This window comes from Streptomyces qaidamensis (assembly GCF_001611795.1).
Taxonomy (GTDB): domain Bacteria; phylum Actinomycetota; class Actinomycetes; order Streptomycetales; family Streptomycetaceae; genus Streptomyces; species Streptomyces qaidamensis.
Map to the genome: position 1 here is coordinate 3,436,797 of NZ_CP015098.1, position 17,432 is coordinate 3,454,228.

The 17,432-nt window shown below is 67.4% G+C and carries 13 protein-coding genes and 1 pseudogene; 10 read left to right on the forward strand and 4 right to left on the reverse strand.

Features of this window, described 5'->3' with window-relative positions; genetic code table 11:
• Nucleotides 1-48: 48 nt before the first annotated feature.
• The 4 genes from A4E84_RS15070 to A4E84_RS15085 all read right to left on the reverse strand — a co-directional run bounded on the left by A4E84_RS15070 (nt 49) and on the right by A4E84_RS15085 (nt 4,260).
• A complete protein-coding gene (locus A4E84_RS15070) occupies nt 49-1,848 on the reverse strand; it encodes a serine/threonine-protein kinase (protein ID WP_079128972.1) in 1,800 nt (599 codons plus the stop codon).
• A gap of 277 nt (nt 1,849-2,125) precedes the next feature.
• The gene (locus tag A4E84_RS15075; RefSeq protein WP_062927077.1) at nt 2,126-2,983 is read right to left on the reverse strand and encodes a fumarylacetoacetate hydrolase family protein; all 858 of its coding nucleotides are present in this window, start codon (nt 2,981-2,983) and stop codon (nt 2,126-2,128) included.
• A 143-nt stretch (nt 2,984-3,126) separates the two neighbouring features.
• Nucleotides 3,127-3,837: a YidC/Oxa1 family membrane protein insertase gene (locus A4E84_RS15080; RefSeq protein WP_062927078.1), complete on the reverse strand. Its 711-nt coding sequence runs from the start codon at nt 3,835-3,837 to the stop codon at nt 3,127-3,129.
• Between the two features lie 111 nt (nt 3,838-3,948).
• A complete protein-coding gene (locus A4E84_RS15085) occupies nt 3,949-4,260 on the reverse strand; it encodes a DUF6412 domain-containing protein (RefSeq protein ID WP_062927079.1) in 312 nt (103 codons plus the stop codon).
• A 223-nt stretch (nt 4,261-4,483) separates the two neighbouring features.
• On the opposite strand from A4E84_RS15085, the gene A4E84_RS15090 reads away from it, so the two are divergent.
• From A4E84_RS15090 to A4E84_RS15130, 10 genes and pseudogenes are all read left to right on the forward strand, one after another.
• The gene (locus A4E84_RS15090) at nt 4,484-5,959 is read left to right on the forward strand and encodes a glycoside hydrolase (RefSeq protein WP_062927080.1); all 1,476 of its coding nucleotides are present in this window, start codon (nt 4,484-4,486) and stop codon (nt 5,957-5,959) included.
• 124 nt (nt 5,960-6,083) lie between these two features.
• Nucleotides 6,084-7,100, forward strand: a complete 1,017-nt coding sequence (locus A4E84_RS15095) for an SEC-C domain-containing protein (protein WP_062927081.1) — start codon at nt 6,084-6,086, stop codon at nt 7,098-7,100.
• Between the two features lie 688 nt (nt 7,101-7,788).
• Nucleotides 7,789-8,049, forward strand: a pseudogene (locus A4E84_RS45755) (very short patch repair endonuclease); the annotation flags it as partial.
• 45 nt (nt 8,050-8,094) lie between these two features.
• Nucleotides 8,095-8,229 carry a hypothetical protein gene (locus tag A4E84_RS45760; protein ID WP_418082280.1) on the forward strand — a complete coding sequence of 45 codons (135 nt, stop codon included), beginning with the start codon at nt 8,095-8,097 and terminating at the stop codon, nt 8,227-8,229.
• A gap of 400 nt (nt 8,230-8,629) precedes the next feature.
• Nucleotides 8,630-9,802: a DNA cytosine methyltransferase gene (locus A4E84_RS15105; RefSeq protein WP_079129365.1), complete on the forward strand. Its 1,173-nt coding sequence runs from the start codon at nt 8,630-8,632 to the stop codon at nt 9,800-9,802.
• A gap of 320 nt (nt 9,803-10,122) precedes the next feature.
• The gene (locus A4E84_RS15110) at nt 10,123-12,750 is read left to right on the forward strand and encodes a Z1 domain-containing protein (RefSeq protein WP_062927083.1); all 2,628 of its coding nucleotides are present in this window, start codon (nt 10,123-10,125) and stop codon (nt 12,748-12,750) included.
• Nucleotides 12,747-13,781, forward strand: a complete 1,035-nt coding sequence (locus tag A4E84_RS15115; RefSeq protein WP_062927084.1) for a PD-(D/E)XK motif protein — start codon at nt 12,747-12,749, stop codon at nt 13,779-13,781. The genes A4E84_RS15110 and A4E84_RS15115 overlap by 4 nt, the downstream gene beginning before the upstream one ends.
• Complete coding sequence (locus tag A4E84_RS15120; RefSeq protein ID WP_062927085.1) at nt 13,778-15,715, forward strand: hypothetical protein; 1,938 nt, start codon at nt 13,778-13,780, stop codon at nt 15,713-15,715. The genes A4E84_RS15115 and A4E84_RS15120 overlap by 4 nt, the downstream gene beginning before the upstream one ends.
• Nucleotides 15,712-16,638 carry a hypothetical protein gene (locus tag A4E84_RS15125; protein ID WP_062927086.1) on the forward strand — a complete coding sequence of 309 codons (927 nt, stop codon included), beginning with the start codon at nt 15,712-15,714 and terminating at the stop codon, nt 16,636-16,638. Before A4E84_RS15120 ends, A4E84_RS15125 begins: the two co-directional genes overlap by 4 nt.
• A complete protein-coding gene (locus A4E84_RS15130; RefSeq protein WP_062927087.1) occupies nt 16,635-17,405 on the forward strand; it encodes a DUF6339 family protein in 771 nt (256 codons plus the stop codon). Before A4E84_RS15125 ends, A4E84_RS15130 begins: the two co-directional genes overlap by 4 nt.
• Nucleotides 17,406-17,432 lie beyond the last annotated feature (27 nt).

Below are 17,432 nucleotides of genomic sequence, written 5' to 3' on the forward strand. Positions count from 1 at the left end.
TCTCGGGAGAAGGCGGGGGCTGCCCGCCCGGCGATGTGCGCGCCGTCTCTACTCGGCGACGACGAACCGGAGGCGGCGCCGGCTCCTGGGCTGCCGTGGGCCCGGCCCTCGCCGGCGGCCGCGCAACTCCTGGACGACAGCCACGAGTGCCGTCAGGCCCCAGGCGACGGAGAACGCAGTCAGCTGAGCATCCGCTCCGAACGCCAGCCAGCTGACTCCCAGTCCGGCCAGCGTGATACCGGCGGCCGCCAGAAGAGCAGAGTGCCGTCGGGTGCACAGAGCCCTGACCAGGCACAGGACGGCGAGAACGAGGACCGGGGCGGCGAGGAAGGACATCGGCTCGTGCCCCGTGTAATCCACGGAGACCATGGCCGACGCGGGCTCGTACCCTCCGTCGTACCCCTCCTCGAACAGCGTGTGGCCGGAAGGATCCTCGGGCAGTTCGTAGTAGTCCTTGTAGTAGGAGCTGTAGAAGTGGAGGGGGTCGTCGAAATCGTCATCGGAGGCAAAGGCGTAGTCGCTCTCCTCGACTGCCGCGCCCGCGGTGACGCCGGCGGTGACCAGGGCACCGGCGCCCCACCACAGAAGAGCGGACGTCAGCGGAAGCCGGCGGAATGCGGCCAGTCCGAGAACCGCGATCGACGCCAACGGCACGAAGTAGTCGCTCGACGGATCGAGGTCCTGGTGGACGAGGACGACCATGGCCGAGACCACGAGCCCCAGCAGGGCCGTCGCACGGTTCCCGGACGGGAGCCGTCGCCATCTGCGCGGTGACGGCTCTGCGGCGGCGTCGGTCCGCTCGGGCCCGGTGGCAGTCGCCGCCGTGGAGGCGACGGTTGCCTGATCACTGCGGTCGGTCGCCGCCTCGCCGGGACCGTTGGGAGGCGGCGGGGGTGTGGCAGCAGCCTGCTTCGGCACCGAGGCGGCCTGGGTCGGCTGTTCGGCCAGCATCGTCCGCCCGGGCCCCGCTTCCGACGGCGGCGGGACCGGAGGGGCCGGAGGCACCGTCGGCAGGCCGGGGACTCTGATTCCCGCGCGGGCCAGGGTCTGCTGCATCTCTCTCATGCCGGCGAAGCGCTGCTCCCGGTCCTTCGACAGCGCCCGCAGCACGACCTCATCGACCGCCGCCGGGATCTGCGGCCGCAGCTTGGACGGGGTTACGGGCTCCGTGCTGATGTGCTGGTGCATCACCGCGAACGGGGAGTCGCCGAGGAAAGGCGGGCGTCCCGTGAGCAGTTCGTACAGCAGGCAGCCCACGGAGTACTGATCGGAGCGACCGTCGACGGCTCCACCGGTCAGCTGCTCCGGTGACAGGTAGGCCGGGGTCCCGACCGTCATTCCCGTCGCGGTGAGGCGGGTGGTGGTCTCTGCCACCACCTTGGATATCCCGAAGTCCAGGACTTTGACCCCGCCTTCGGAGGTGAGCATGACGTTGGAGGGTTTGATGTCCCGGTGCACCAGGCCCTGACCGTGGCTGTGGGCCAGGGCCTCCGCGATTCCCCGGCCGGCGTCGAGAGCGCGCTCGACCGTGAACGGTCCCTCGGCCAGTGCGTCGGCCACGGTGCGGCCGTCGATGAACTCCATGACGAGGAAAGGGGTCGTCTCGCCTTCCCGTACGTCCTCGCCCACGTCGTGCAGCACGGCGATGTTGCGGTGGCTGAGCGAGGCGATGGTGCGGGCCTCCCTGCGAAACCGGACCCGGAACTCCTCGTGCCTGGTCAGCTCCGGCGGCAGGACCTTCACGGCGACCACACGCCCCAGCTCCCGGTCCGTGGCGCGCCAGACCTGGCCCATTCCGCCACGTCCTGCTTCTTCGATCAGCTCGTACCGCTCCGCAAGTACCCGCATGGCGCCCCCCGTTCAGCGTCAGGGTGCGAGACGGCGCAACAGCGGTCTGTTTCGGAGCGTCGCCCCTGCGTCCGTCCACCCGACCGCCAACCGTACTGGCTGATTTCCGCACATCGAGCGGTATGAGAGTCCGAATAGGAGCGCGCGCTTTTCACGCGCTCCTATCGCGCACAACTGCGCTGGGGGCGCATTTCACCCTGCTGTCCGCACGCCGTGCGCCGTCCGGAAGGCGGGCCGAGCTGTCCGAAGTCGCCGGCGAAAGGGCGGTGTCCGCCTCTCAGGCGTCCTTGAACTCCTGCCGCTGCCGCCCGAGCCCCTCGATCTCCAGCTCCACGACATCTCCGGCCCGCAGGAACGGCTTCGGCTCGGACGCGCCCAGCGCCACCCCCGCCGGCGTCCCGGTGTTGATCACATCGCCCGGGTACAGCGTCATGAACTGGCTGAGGTACCGCACGACCTCCCCCACGGGGAAGATCTGCTCGGCCGTCGTCCCGTCCTGCTTGAGTTCCCCGTTGACCCAGAGCTTCAGGGACAGGTCCTGCGGGTCCGGTACCTCGTCCGCCGTGACGAGCCAGGGCCCCAGCGGATTGAACGTCTCGCAGTTCTTCCCCTTGTCCCAGGTCCCGCCGCGCTCGATCTGGAACTCCCGCTCGGACACGTCGTGCGCCACGGCGTACCCGGCGACATGCGCCAGTGCCTCCTCCGTGGACCCGAGGTACCTGGCCGTACGCCCGATGACGACGGCCAGCTCGACCTCCCAGTCGGTCTTGCGGGACCGCCGCGGCACGAGGACCGTGTCGTTGGGCCCGACGACGGTGTCCGGCGCCTTCATGAAGACGACCGGCTCGGCGGGCGGCTCGGCGCCGGTCTCCCGCGCGTGGTCGTGGTAGTTCAGCCCGATGCAGACGATCTTGCCGATCCGCGCCAGCGGCGGCCCGATCCGCAGCCCGGTGGCGTCCAGGACGGGCAGCTCACCGGCCTCGGCGGCGGCCCGGACCCGGCCGAGTGCCTCATCGTCGGCGAGCAGCGCGCCGTCGACGTCCGCGACGACGCCCGACAGGTCCCGCAGGGTCCCCTCGGCGTCGAGCAGCGCGGGCCGCTCCGCCCCCGCCGTACCGACTCGCAGCAGCTTCATGATCAGTCTCCCTCGATCGCGGGCGCCCGGCCGATGCGCGCAACCCGGATGCGGCGGGACAGCCATCGGAGGACTGGTCGATCCTCCAAGCTGGGCGTGCACTCCGCAATACCCCGTTCACGTACTGGACCCCGCCCGCCCGGTCACCTGTACAGCACGGCCCGCTCGACGGCACTCCACGTCGTACTGGTGACGACGTACAGCGCGGCGGCCAGCGGCACGACGGCCACGGTGACCAGCGTGAAGAACGACATGAACGGCATCACCTTGGTCACCGCCCCCAGCCCGGGCAGCTGCTCCCCGTCGCCGGGCCGGGCGGCGGGGTTGGCGGCCATCATGCGCTTGCTGAGCCGGTAGCTGAACGCGGCGACGCAGGCCACGACCACGAACAGACCGGCGTAGACGAGCCCCGCCCCGCTGAGGACACCGCCCTGGAGGGCGTCCGTCCACCGCTCCCCCAGCGGCGCTGCCAGCAGCTGGTGGCCGAGCAGCCCGTTGGGCTCGCCGCCGATCGTGTCGCTGGAGAACAGGTGGTAGAGCAGGAAGAACGCCGGGAGCTGGAGCATCCCGGGCAGGCAGCCGGCCAGCGGCGACACCTTCTCCTCGGCGTGCAGCTCCAGCACGGCCTTCTGGAGCTTCTCGGGGTTCTTGCCGTGCTTCTTCCGCAGCTCGGCGATCTTCGGCTGGAGCGCGGTGCGGGCCTTCTGGCCGCGCGCGGCGGCCCGGGACAGGGGGTGGACGAGGAGTCGTACGAGCGCGGTGAACAGGACGATCGCGCCCGCTGCGGCCGAGGCGCCGAACAGCGGCTGGAGCAGGTCGGCAAGGTGCTCGACCAGGTTGGCGAAGACGGACATGGGTGAGCCCTCCGGGGGTCTCGTCGTGCCGGAAGCAGGTCATGGCGGCATGACGACCCGCGCGGGGTCACCCAGGTGTGGATACGCCCTCACTCTGGTGTGGATACGCCCCTACGCGACGGTCGCCCGGAGGGCGTGGCCGGGTGCCCGGGGCCGGGTGCGCCCCCGGGCGTCGGGATCACGCTGGGGCAGGAAGGCCGTACGCCGGTCCCGGTCGCGGATGGCCGTCCGCACCCGCGTGCGCGGCACGGTGGGCGCGCAGCGGGAGGCGACGACGGCGCAGAGCGCGAGGGCGGCGGAGGCCGCGGTGGTCGCGGCGAGGGCGACGGTGGCGGAGAGGCTGCCGGTGTCGAGCAGCACCACCTCGACGAGCAGGAAGAGCAACGCGAGGGCGGGACGCAGCGTGACCCAGCTCCGGTTCACCGGCTGCCCCTCCCCTCGTACGTGTGCAGGCCCTGTTGTTCGTTATACAGGATGCCCCTGCCGCCCGGGCCCACCACTTCGTACACGGGTTTGAGAAAGGTTCGTCAGAACTCTCGACAACCCACCCGCCACACCCGATGCTTCTCGTCACCAACCACGGGGACACCCCTGTGACGCCGGGCCGGGGGCCGGCGTCTGCCCCCATCTCCCTTACGGAGGAGCCGTGATCCGACGCAGGAGTCTGCTGGCAGCAGCAGGCGGTACGTTCCTCGGCAGCGCCCTGGCGACGGGCACCGCGCACGCGGACGCCACGATCGCCGTCAACCCGTCGACGACGTACGGCACCTGGGAGGGCTGGGGCACCTCCCTCGCCTGGTGGGCCAACGTCTTCGGCGCCCGGGACGACTTCGCCGACCTGTTCTTCACCACCAAGTCCGTCACGTACAACGGCCGTTCCCTCCCCGGCCTGGGCCTCAACATCGCCCGCTACAACCTCGGCGCGTGCAGCTGGAACAGCGTCGGCGGCGAGACGATGGTGAAGTCGCCCAACATCCCCGCCTTCAAGCAGATCGAGGGCTTCTGGCAGGACTGGAACAACGAGGACCCCACCTCCTCGGCGTGGAAGTGGACGGCGGACGCCAACCAGCGCGCGATGCTGGTGAAGGCGACCCAGCGCGGCGCGATCACCGAGCTCTTCGCCAACTCCCCCATGTGGTGGATGTGCAGCAACCACAACCCCTCGGGCGCCGCGGGCGGCGGCAACAACCTCCAGACCTGGAACTACCGCCAGCACGCGAGCCATTTGGCGGCAACGGCCCTGTACGCGAAGAACAACTGGGGCGTGAACTTCGCGACGGTCGACCCCTTCAACGAGCCGGCCTCCACCTGGTGGACCGCGACCGGCACCCAGGAGGGCTGCCACATGGACCCGGCGGTCCAGGCCGCCGTCCTCCCCTACATGCGCAGCGAGTTGGACAAGCGCGGCCTCACGGGCCTGCGCATCGCCGCCTCGGACGAGACGAACTACGACACGGCCCGCTCCACCTGGTCGTCCTTCAACTCGACGACCAAGGGCCTGGTCTCCCAGGTCAACGTGCACGGCTACCAGGGCTCGGGCGGCCGCCGCGACCTCCTCTACACGGACGTGGTGACCACCTCCCGCAAGAAGCTGTGGAACTCCGAGACGGGCGACAGCGACGGCACCGGCCTGACCATGGCCTCGAACCTCTGCTACGACTTCCGCTGGCTGCACCCCACGGCCTGGTGCTACTGGCAGGTCATGGACCCGACGGCGGGCTGGGCGATGATCGCTTACGACAAGAACACCCTCCAGCCGACGACCGTCCAGACCAAGCACTACGTACTGGCCCAGTTCAGCCGCCACATCCGCCCCGGCATGACGATCATGGACACGGGCGTGAGCTACGCGGTGGCGGCGTACGACGCGGCGGCCCGCCGCCTGGTGATCGTGGCGGTCAACACGTCCACGTCCGCCCAGACCCTCACCTTCGACCTCTCCCGCTTCTCGACGGTCACGGGCGGCTCCGGAGGCCTGGTACCCCGCTGGAACACGGTCACGACGGGCGGCGGTGACCTCTACACACCCCGCTCGGACATCCGCCTGAACGGCAAATCGGTAAGCCTCCCATTCGCCGCGAAGTCGGTCCAAACCCTCCACATAGACGGCGTGACGCTGTAGGTCGGCGGCGGCGGTTCGGGGCGAACCGTGAAGCCTGGGTGGCGGGCATGGGAATTCGGGAGGCCGGGTGGTCTGGCCTGCGCATCTCTCACGCTCGTCACCTCCCGGCAGTACGGTGTCCCCCATGCGCCCCGACACGCCTGCCGAAAACGTCGACCACACCGCCGAGGCGGCACGCCTGGAGCGGACCGCCGGCCTGTATCCCGAGGACGCCGAGGCCCTGCTGCTGCGGGCGGCGGCCCACCTGGAACTCTCCGGCGACCGCCCCACCGCGACCACGCTCTACGACCGCCTGCTGTCCTCCCCCGACGGCCTGGAGAACCCCCACCTGGTACGGGCGCTCAAGGCCTCCAACCTCTGGGAGTACGGCCACGAGGCCGAGGCCCGCGCGATCATCGAGGGCGTCCGGGTGGCGTCCCCCAAGGACCCGGCCCCCTGGGTGATCGTCGCGGAGTCCCTGGAATCCCACGACGAACTGGAAGCGGCCCACGACACCTTCACCGAGGCCGTACGCCGCCTCCTGACGGACGTCGCCGAGCCCCCCTACGCCACCCACCCCCTCCTCTTCGGCCGCCACCGCGTACGGCGCATGCTGGGCAGGTCCCACGACGAGTGGGATGCCCTGGCGGACACCGTCCACTCCCTCCCGATCACCCTGGACGAACTCCACGACCCCAAGCGCGTCTGGTCCCTGGGCTCGGAGAACCCCGCGGAACTGGAGGCGGAGATCCTCCGTCTCCGAGCAGAACTGGGCGCCTACCGGGAGGCCCTGTCCCGCCCCTTCCCAGTGGCGGTCCTGCACTGGCCGGCGACGGAACTCTCGGAGCTCCTGGAGGCGTACCCGACCCTCACGTCGGAGTACCCGACCCACGAGGAACACCTCGCGACCATAGAGACGGCCCTACGCGAACTGTCCGCCTCCGGCACCCCGAACCTGGGCATCGTCACGGGCACGGTCCCCTCCTACGAGGCCTTCGCCGCCTCGGAACTCTCCTCCCCCGGCGACACGACCCTCCTCCCCCAGTACGCGACGACACTGGCGGCGCGGGGGCGAGCGGTGGCTTGGCCGCCGCAGCAGGGGGCACCTTGCTGGTGCGGGTCGGGCACGGCGTATGGGCAGTGCCACGGCGTCGCTGCCTGATATCCGACTCCCCCGACGGGTCGCCGCTGAGCCAACCCGGCGTGCCCGGACCCGCTGACGCGCCCATCACGCCGGGCACCCACACACCCCACTGCTGCGCCGCCCACCCAGACCCCCGCTTCCCCGGGCCGCCCGCTCGCTTCTCTCCCGTGCTGGAGCGGCCCGGGTCACGGGTGGCCCGCAGGGCCATCGGCGCAGCCGACGCGGAACGCAGCGCAGCGGAGTGGGAGCGCCCTTGAGGCGGGGTGCGGAGGCACGAGACTGGCCAGGAAGCGGGCGGCCTTCACGGCACCAAGCTGTCATCAGCGTACGTACGCCTCGTTGAATCCACATGGCCATGCCCCACGACACGGAACCCGTCCAACCGCCACCCTCCATGCGCCAGATCGACGCGGTGCCATGTTGCTCCAGTACCGCTTCAGGAAGCGTTGCCCTTACCCACACCTGCCACTCCATGCCTCTTAGGACACCGGCTCCGCCACCACCGCCATAACCATTTGCCATGGCATGCAACGGGGCCCAACCTGCGATCGCTCGAACGAGTACTCTCGGCATTGCCACGGGCTGCATGACCGATCGCGACCAAGCCCATCGTCCCGTCTTCCCCTGAGAAACCATGAGTGAGAGCAGCGCGCGCCGGAAGGATGCTCAGCCCTCCTGGGCGTCATCGCCGGCCACGCGTGCAAGCATGCAGTCCAATAGGCCGAGGGACACGAAGCCTGAAAAGGCTCTACGGAGTGCCGTACACGCCCTGGGACTCCGATTCAGTGTGTCTACACGACCGCTACCGAAGGTCAGGCGCACCGCTGATCTCGTTTTCACCCGAGTCCACCTGGCCGTCTTCCTGGATGGGTGCTACTGGCACGGGTGCCCCGAGCACCACACCTTGTCGGCGACCAACACGCCTTATTGGACCGCGAAATTCGAGACGAATCGCCAGCGCGATCGGCAGACGGATCAGTGGCTGCGCGAGGCGGGGTGGGAGGTGTTGCGCGTGTGGGAGCACGAAGACCCGGCGACCGCCGCCCTGCGAGTACGCGAGGTCTACGACCGGCTGTCCAAGGAGATCGAAGAGGCACGGGCCGAGCGCGCGAGCTCTCGTCGAAGGCGGCCCCTGAACGGCTCCTGAAACCCCGACTCGCCTTGAGACGACGCCTGCAAGACGGAAACGCACGGCCGTACCGAGCCACCTCTCGGTCTGAAACCCTTGTGCGGCGACAAACGTTCGGACAGGCCATCCGTGTCGCCTACCAGCCAGGGCAGGAACTCGATCACGTTGGCGTTTGTCCGAGTTGACCTCAGGGACCGCCGACTTGGCTTGTTCGCCGAGCTCAGAGGCGGATGGAAGACGACCGCCGCATACCTGTGTCGACCCGGCACAGCGAAAGCGTCCCACGGTGGCCGGCCACCGTGAACAGGCGTTATCCTGTCAGATCGATGATGACGACCCACTGAGGGGAGATCGAGGCGGCCACGTTCGGGACATCCTCGTGATCGCCTCCGCGGACCGCATACAGCCTGGAGACTACGTGCCCGACCCCCTTATTGTGGATCTTTTCGCCGGTCCCGGTGGGCTGGACGTGGCTGCCCGCTGGCTGGGGATTCCCGCCGTCGGCATCGAGCTGGACTCCGACGCGTGCGCGACGCGCGAGGCGGCGGGCCTGGCGACCATGTCGGGCGACGTGAAGGCCTTCCACCCGGCCGACTTCCCGGAGGCGAAAGTTTTGGCCGGGGGTCCTCCCTGCCAGACATACACGGTTGCGGGCGGACGCGATGGTGGCGCCGGACGCCGGGCGCTCACCCAGGTACTCGACTTGGCCGGCCTCATGGCCGAGAGCAAGAACGACAAGCGGAAGAAGGCCAAGGTCGAGGCCGAGCTCACCGAGCTCGCCAAAGCCCCGGGCGATAAGGGCCGGACGGGTTTGGTACTCGAACCGCTGCGGTGGGCGCTGACCGCCCTTGCTGAGGGGCGACCGTACGAAGCAATCGTGCTGGAGCAGGTCCCCACGGTGATGCCGGTATGGGAGGCCTACGACGCGATCCTCACGAAAGAGGGCTATTCGGTCGAAACCGCTGTACTGCGCGCGGAGGAGTACGGGGTGCCACAAACCCGCAAGCGTGCAGTGCTGATCGCACGACGTCGGGGACCGGCGTTGCTGCCGGAGAAAACCCATCGCCCGTTTCGCAAGAAGTACACGCATGAGGAAGAGGGCAGGCGGTCCTACGTAACGATGGCGGACGTGCTCGAGCGTCTCACGCCGTTCGAGGTCACCTCCAACTATGGCACCGGCGGAGACCCCAAGGCGCGTGGCCGGCGGCAACATGATGAGCCGGCCTTCACCGTCACCGGAAAGATTCGGAGAAACAAGGTGGGCCCTCCGGGCCAGCCCGACACCGACCCTCGTTTCGACGACGCCGAGGCCGGCCAGCTGCAGAGCTTTCCCCGGGACTTTCCGTGGCGAGGTAAAGACATTCCCCAGCAAATCGGCAACGCCATCCCCCCTCTCCTCGGCGTCCACATCCTCGCCGCCGCGCTGGGCCTGGGGAACGAAGCTCGCGACGCCGCCGTCAAGAAGGCCATCGCCTGCCATGCGGCGGCACCGCAATCGGCGCCATTGCCGGCCGGGCACCGGAGCAACGGGGTGGAAGTGCCGGAGCTGTTCCCCGTGCAGGTGGCGTCGCCCGTCAAGCAGCCGGTATGAAACAGACGCCGTTGTAGGCGGGTACACCCGCCCCTCTTGCCGCCCTCTCGACCGTTACCTCATTCAGACGGCTGCACACCACCTCAGGCGTGCGAGCCGACCGCCCGGTTTCCCTGGCAGCCCTAGCCACGGCTGACGTGTTTGGACCGCCAACGGCAAAACCCCCGGCAGATAGTTCCTACGGTGAGCCGATATTGGCAACCCGGCATGCTTTGTCAGTGCTGATCGGTAGCGTAAGCAGCTGGAAGGACGTGGTGTCGGTCAGGCGGGGGACGTCGGCCGGCCGTGATCATTTGTGAGGCATTGTGGGAGACCCGCGTATGGACGCGGCCTGGGCGCGTTTTCAGAGCATGCTCGACGGGATGCTCCCGCACGAGGCCACGCAGCAGCTGCACGATCTCTTCGTTCCCGACGAGGTGATCGAGGAGATGCTGCGGCGACACGAAGCGGCCATGACGAAGATCGTCAGCCTTCGTGAGCCGTTGGCGCTGGGGCGGGAGAACGCCGTTCCTTGGTATGGGGGACCGCGAGCAGGGGACAAAAACTGGCCGGCCTTCGAGAAGCGTCTGCGGCGCTATCTGGACTTCGATGAAGTCAGGAAGATCGACGAGGCCTCCGACCGGGTCGTCGCGATGCTCGATCACCCTAAGACCGTGAACTTCCGTTCCCGCGGGCTGGTCATCGGGCACGTGCAGTCCGGCAAGACGAGCAACTTCACGGCCGTCGTGAGCAAGGCCGCAGACCGCGGGTACCGCATGTTCATCGTCCTGTCGGGCGTGCACAATTCACTGCGGCGGCAGACGCAGACTCGTCTCATCCGAGATCTCGTGGATCTCAATCCACCGCTGTGGCATCAGATAACCAAGCCTGAGCACGACTTCCAGCCTCCACCCAATGCGCAATCCTTCCTCGCCTCCAAAGACCAGCACCTGCTCTTGGTGGTCAAGAAGAACGGCCCTGTACTCAAGAAGTTGCGAGACTGGCTCGAGCAGGCACGAGAGCAGCTGGGCAACTGTCCTACGTTGATCATCGACGACGAGGCCGACCAAGCGACTCTCGCCACGCGCCGGATCAATCCGCTCATACGCGATGTGATCGGCCGCATCCCCAAGGTCTGCTACGTGGGTTACACGGCCACGCCCTTCGCCAACCTCCTCGTCGACCCTGTCGATGAGGAGGACTTCTACCCTCGAGACTTCATCCTCAGCCTTCCTCGTGGAGAGCGATACCAAGGGCCCGAAACCCTTTTCGGCCGGAATCCGCTTGACCATGAAGACCCGTCCGAGGTTCCCGGCGGACTCGACATGATCCGCAGTATCCCCGTCAACGAACTGCCCGCACTGCGACCGGCCAAGAAGGCCGACGCTCCCGACTTCGCCCCCGAAGCGACTCCATCGCTTCGCCGCGCCGTCTTCTGGTTCTGGCTGGCCACCGCCGCCCGGCATGCACGAGGACAGAACGACCAGCATTCCTCGATGCTCGTCCACGCACACTCGGATACGCGCGTCCACGACTCGTACCACCCTGTGCTCCAGAGGCTTCGCGATGAGGTCGATCAGGGGCTTCGCGAGCGGACCGGTGTCGTCGACGAGCTACGGGCGCTGTGGAACGAGGAGTCCCGCCGAGTAGAACCGGCGGACGCGAACCGGCGCTTGGACTTCGAGGCCGTGTCTGCGGTGCTGGCCTCGGTCGTTTCGACGACGAGAATCGTCATGGACCACTACCGCAGCACCGACCGACTTGACTATGACTCCGGGCCGGTCAACGTCATCGCGGTGGGCGGGAACACCTTGTCCCGGGGTCTCACCCTGGAGGGGCTCGTGGTCAGCTTCTTCGTACGCTCATCCAACGTCTACGACACACTTCTGCAGATGGGGCGCTGGTTCGGGTACCGGCCTGGCTACGAAGACCTCCCCCGCATCTTCATGCCGGACGAAACCCGACGCTGGTTCGCCCATCTGGCAACGGTCGAGGCGGAGATGCGCATCGAAATCGACCGCTACCTCACCGAGCACCTCACGCCGCTCGACTTGGCCCCTCGGATCAGGTGCCACCCCAAGATGAAGGTGACAGCCCCGGCGAAATCCAAGAGTGCGGTAAGAGCTGCGGCCTCATACGGGGGCCAACTCGTCGAGACGCGCTACTTCCCGCGTGAGAAGAACGACGCTGACGAGCGGTGGCATTCCGAAAACGCCGTAGCAGTGCACAAACTGTTGGCCGGTGCACATCGCGACGGAAGCGTCGACGACGGTGTCACCGTCGGCCGCGCCCTCTGGCGGGGTGTACCGATGGAACACGTGCTCGCCTTCATCGACGAGTACGAGTTTCACCCTAAGGCGCTCGACGCCGCTCGTAGCCTGATGCGAGACTACGTCATCAAGAGGAACAAGAATTCCGGCGCTTTGGCCTTCTGGAATATCGGAGTCATCGGGAAGAAGCCGGCCACCGCCGGCGGCCGCGTCGATCTACCCAACGGCGCAGCGGTCGATCTTGTGGTGCGCACCCGCCTCTCGTCGACCGGCGATGAATCGGTCGCTGACATCAAGACCCTCACGGGTTCCCGCGACGAGGCCCTCGACCTCACCGTCCCGAAGGGCGAGGAGAAGGTGAACCGCATCGTCCTACAAAAGTTGAGGATGGCCCAACAGCCCGAGCGTGGCCTTGTCCTCCTCTATCCGATCGACGCCAAAGCCCCGGTGCCGATCATCCGCAAGAACGGTGAGGAGCGGCCTGTGGAGGGGCGTGTCCCTCTAGACGCACCCGGCGAAATCGTGTGGGGCGCCGCGCTCGTCTTCCCCAAGCCGACCAGCGGGCAGGACCTCGGCATCGAGTACGACTACCTCCAGGCCGATCTCTCTCGAGTATTCCCCTCCGCCGGCGAAGACGAAGACGAAGATTTCTCAGTGCTCGAGCAGGACCTCGACGCCGGTCCGGAGGCTGCCACATGAACGACCACCGCTGGTCTGTGGCTTCTCTGCGTCTGCGCGAACTCCTGGAAGTGCTTTGGGACCGGCTCGACCGGCAAGCTTTCATGGAGACCGAGAGCGCGATGATCACGGTGGCGCTGGAGGCCGAGACTCCCCATGGTCTACTCCGACTGGGTCGGGATGCCGATGGGTTGCGCCACCTGCTGGTGCCCATTGATCCGGGCGACCAAGTCGAGGACGATCTGCGCAGCGCGGGTGTACAGCTGACCACTCGGACGCTGTCGAGCGACGATGAACTGCCCGTCAGATACGCCGACATCGCTTGTCGACGGCACGATCTCGCGGGAACGTTCACGGGACTGGTCGCAGATCTGACCGGCCTGATAGCCGCGAATCCCGATCGGGCGCCGTCACTCATTGTCCGTACACTGCACGCCTGGAGGCTCTTGCTCGGCGGTACGTCCAGCAAGTGGACCCTCCCGCGACTTGCGGGCTTGTTCGCCGAACTAGTCGTGTTGGAAGACCTGTTGGAGGTGCAGCCGCGCTCGGTCCGCGCCTGGCTCGGCCCACTCGGCTGCCCTCAGGACTTCCGCGGCGCACACCACGCCATAGAGGTCAAGGGCACCGTGGCTGCCGAGGACCGTATCGTCCACATCCATGGGGCGGACCAACTGGAAGCACCCGAGAACGGGACACTCGCCCTCGTCTGGCTGCGCATCACTGAGTCGACGGCGCCGGGGGCCCGATCGATACCCGAGATACTCGACGCATGTCGAGAAAAGACCCATGATCTGGGGGCCTTGGACACTAGGTTGGCGGCTCTCGGCCTACCCGAGGGCGACGAAGGTCCGATGAGCCGAACCCGCTTTCTTCCGACAGAACACCGCTGGTACGAGGTCGCGGGTGACTTTCCCCGCATTGTCCCCCAAAGTTTTGTACGCGGAGCCGTCCCCGCCGGGGTGCATAGCGTGGAGTACCAAGTCGATCTCGACGCGGTCTCACACCTCACCGAGCGGGAGGTCGTCCTGGAACGCTTGGGAGCCGATCTATGAACGAGCCTGGCTGGTACGCACAACCCTTTCGCGCCGACGGAGGGATCACCGCCAGCGGCCTCCTCAGCCAGCTCGGCCGCCCTAGCCTGTCGCGTTTGACGCTGCTCGTCCGTGAAGCGGCCCAGAATTCCTGGGACGCCCGCTTGCCCGGACACCCCGTCGTGCCCTTCCGTCTCGATTTGAGCACCGTCGGCCCCGGGCACGTTGCAGCCTGGCGCCGCATGTTCTCGCTCGGCTCGTCGAGCACCGGCTTCACGGACGGGATTTTCCATCGCCTCACCAAAGCTACGGCCATTCGCTATCTCGCCGTCTCCGACCGTGGCACGTCCGGGCTCGCCGGGCCGACCCGATCCGACGCCGGAAGGACGGAGAGGAGGGAATGGGCGCGGTTCGTGTTGAACAGCGGTGACCGCGACGGCGCCTCGGCCTCCTCGAGCGGCGGCACTTACGGCTACGGCAAGAGCGCCCTGTTCCAGCTGTCCAAAGTCGGCTGCGTGCTCGTCTACACGCGCTTTGAGGATGAAGGTGGGGACCTGCGCTCACGCTTCATCGGCGTAGCAATCCGGGAGGCCTTCTGGGAAGACGACTCGCGGTACACCGGACGGCACTGGTGGGGACTGCCGGAAGAGGAACACTGTGAGCCCCTGCTGGACGCTCACGCGGACACGATCGCCCGAGAGCTGGGCATTCCCGGATTTCAAGCGGAGGAGACGGGCACGACCCTCATCGTGGTCGATCCCGACCTGACGGATCCCTCGCTCCCGGACTCGGACGCGCCGCCGGAACTTTCCGTGGCCGATGCGGGCGCATTTCTCGCCGACGCGGCGGCCTGGAACTTGTGGCCGATCATGCTTACGGACCGGGCCGTACACATGGCTGTCCGAGTGACGGCGAACGGTGTCGACATCAAGGTGCCGGACGCCGAATCCGATGCAGCCCTCGCCTTCTTCGCTTCCGCCTACCGAACGGTCTCGGAAGGCTCCGGCCTCATGCTCGCCTGCGGCAAACCACGCATGGAACTCGGCCTTTTCGCACACCAGTACACGTACGGCGCGTCCGTGACCTCACTCGCCGCGCGTGAACTCGGACTCGAGGGAGCCCCTCACCACGTCTGTCTGCTGCGTGGTCCCGAGCTCGTCGTCCGTTACCACTCCGGACCGGAGAGATCGAATCCCGACGCCGGCTATGCCGCCGTATTCAGAGTCAACGACGACTTGGACCAGACGTTCGCACGAGCCGAACCGCCGACCCACGACGGGTGGGAATACCAGCAGTTGCAGGGCCGAGAAGCGACCTTCGTACGCACTGCCGGACGGCGCTTGAAGGAGCAGTGCGACAGACTCAGCGGTGCCCAGGCGCGGAGAGCCGTCAAGGTCGGCGCTTATGCCCTGGGCTCGGTGGCACAACGGCTCGGGCATCTCTTGGCAGGCCCCGGCGGGTTCGGCACGGCTGTGCTCCCCTCCAGCCTCCTACCCGGAACCTCACGGGTCGTCATGGCGCCTGCGAGACAGGATGATGTTTCCGGAGCTCCTCCGGGCCTCGCACCGTTTCCTGCCCCACGAGGCGACGCGGGGGAAGGAGGCGGCGCATGGGAACCGGCCGGAAGGAGACGTGGCGCCCGCAGGCCGACGTTGACGTCCGAGCCCTACTTCGAAGTGATCGACGGGTTGCCGGTCATCGTGCAGCGTGTTCGGCTTCATGGACCCGACAGAGTCGAGGGCTCCGTACGAGTCATGACCGGTGACGGAGGAGCGGAAGGACAAACGCCCACCGGAGCGACGCAGCCGGAGGTCTACGGCTGGCGCATTCCTGCGGACGGACGCATCGTGACCGGAGAAGTCCTTTACCACTCCGGTGATGCTGTGGATGTCGAGATGATCGTCATCGCCGTGGCTGACGTACTCATCGACATCAACGTGGTGGGCCGCTCATGAGCGTTCGAGTCTGGCCCTACCGCAGGCCTGTAGGCCGGATTCACGCCGAAGCGTGGAGGTCGGGCGACGCCACGGGCGAGCCTGCGCCGACCGCGTTCACCGCCTGGGACTACACCACCGACATCGCTCTAGGGCGCGTGATCGAAATCGACCTCGCCGAGCTCCGCGAGGACTGCGGACTGACACCGGATGCGCCTCTGCGTCTGTGTGTTCGGTACTGGCCGTCCACGTCGCTTCTGCGCAGGTCCGCATTCGTCCACGACCTCCCCGCCCACATGGCTCGCACATCCTGCGAGATCCAGTTCTCGGCGGACAGCACTCGACTCGGCGGGTTCTTGACCGTCGAGACACTGATAGAGCTGGCCGCCGATCTCCCCTCCGCCGTGCCCTTCGTCGCTACGCGCGCCGGCTCGATCCTTTGGAGCGACCAAATCCGAATCCATCTGGAAGGCGGTGCCGGACTGCTGCCGGTGGCCCCGGTGTCTTTCAGCGAAGCCGGGCTCCCCGCGGGCTCCGCCTGGTATGTGAGCATGGACGGTGGCGACTGGCAGCAGGCCGCTATGGGCAGCCTCCTCGTCCTGCTCAATGAAGACAATCCCGCGGTCAAGGAGGCCATGGAGTCCACGCAGGGAGAGTTGTCCGGGATGCTATGGAGCATCCTCGAGGCCGATATCGTCACCGACCTCGTAGGACGCGCCTTGGACGACGAAGCGTTCGTCGACGAGTCCCCATCGGACGATCCTGACGGCGACTTGACGATGGCCGGTCTGGTACGCGCTCTCGTGCGCACGTACCTGGCACGCCCGGGTGAGGCTGCCGAACAGGCGATCAAGCGACTTCGCGACGAACGGCGCAGAGATCCGTCTCGGTTCCGCGCCCACGTCCACGCCGGTGTCAAGTTCCCCCGGGAGGCCACAGCATGAGCCTGCTATACCCACGTCTCCTCCCCAACGAGACGGAGCGGCGCTTCCGCAAGCTCCACGAAATCTCCCCTGAGCACCACCCGACCATGGTGGCCAATCACTCTCCGCGAGCCGTCTACGCCGCCACCGGAGGCCGCCGCATCTCACGGGAGGAGCTCGATCAACTCCGAGAGAGCGTGCTTCGAATCGCCCGTGGTCAAGGTTTTCCGACCTCCCGATCCACCGTGCAACGGAGCATCTTCGACCGGGAGACGGCCCAGATTCTGCACGAGCAGTGCCTCATGGTGCCGGGAGAAGCCTCACAACGGCAGGTCTGGGCGTTTCTCTCGCTCGTCCTGCTTCCCGACGTGTGTGCCTGGCGTTGGCCTGCCGACTCGGACGGCCGTTATGTGGCTGACCGCTTCAAGGGCACCGACCTGACCCGCCACGCGTTCGCCCGTCTGTGGACCCGCGCGCACGTGCTCCACGACCCGACGGAAGACGATGTCTATCACCTGTTGGACGTTCTGGGTGAATCCGATCTCGACCAAATCATGGCCAGACGTTCCGCTCTCGCCGCTTCACCGGCGCTTGTGCGATCGATCGTCAGGGCGCACCGCGATGACCAGTCCGACAGACTCGTCTCGTCCAGGGACGTACTCCGGGAGAGCCTGATGCGCCTTCTCCGCATCACGGCATTCCTCGACCTCGACTCGGCTTCGGAACCCGAGCTGGGGCACTTGGTGAGGAGCGTCAGAGCCGAGGCTCGTTCCGCATTGGCGAGTTAAGAAGCTCATACGTACAGCCGGGCTCAC

What these genes read in the sequence shown, in the direction of transcription:
- A4E84_RS15070 (WP_079128972.1), bottom strand. Translation starts at nt 1,848, where the DNA reads ATGCGGGTACTTGCGGAGCGGTACGAGCTGATCGAAGAAGCAGGACGT.
- A4E84_RS15075 (WP_062927077.1), bottom strand. Translation starts at nt 2,983, where the DNA reads ATGAAGCTGCTGCGAGTCGGTACGGCGGGGGCGGAGCGGCCCGCGCTG.
- A4E84_RS15080 (WP_062927078.1), bottom strand. Translation starts at nt 3,837, where the DNA reads ATGTCCGTCTTCGCCAACCTGGTCGAGCACCTTGCCGACCTGCTCCAG.
- A4E84_RS15095 (WP_062927081.1), top strand. Translation starts at nt 6,084, where the DNA reads ATGCGCCCCGACACGCCTGCCGAAAACGTCGACCACACCGCCGAGGCG.
- A4E84_RS15110 (WP_062927083.1), top strand. Translation starts at nt 10,123, where the DNA reads ATGGACGCGGCCTGGGCGCGTTTTCAGAGCATGCTCGACGGGATGCTC.
- A4E84_RS15115 (WP_062927084.1), top strand. Translation starts at nt 12,747, where the DNA reads ATGAACGACCACCGCTGGTCTGTGGCTTCTCTGCGTCTGCGCGAACTC.
- A4E84_RS15120 (WP_062927085.1), top strand. Translation starts at nt 13,778, where the DNA reads ATGAACGAGCCTGGCTGGTACGCACAACCCTTTCGCGCCGACGGAGGG.
- A4E84_RS15125 (WP_062927086.1), top strand. Translation starts at nt 15,712, where the DNA reads ATGAGCGTTCGAGTCTGGCCCTACCGCAGGCCTGTAGGCCGGATTCAC.
- A4E84_RS15130 (WP_062927087.1), top strand. Translation starts at nt 16,635, where the DNA reads ATGAGCCTGCTATACCCACGTCTCCTCCCCAACGAGACGGAGCGGCGC.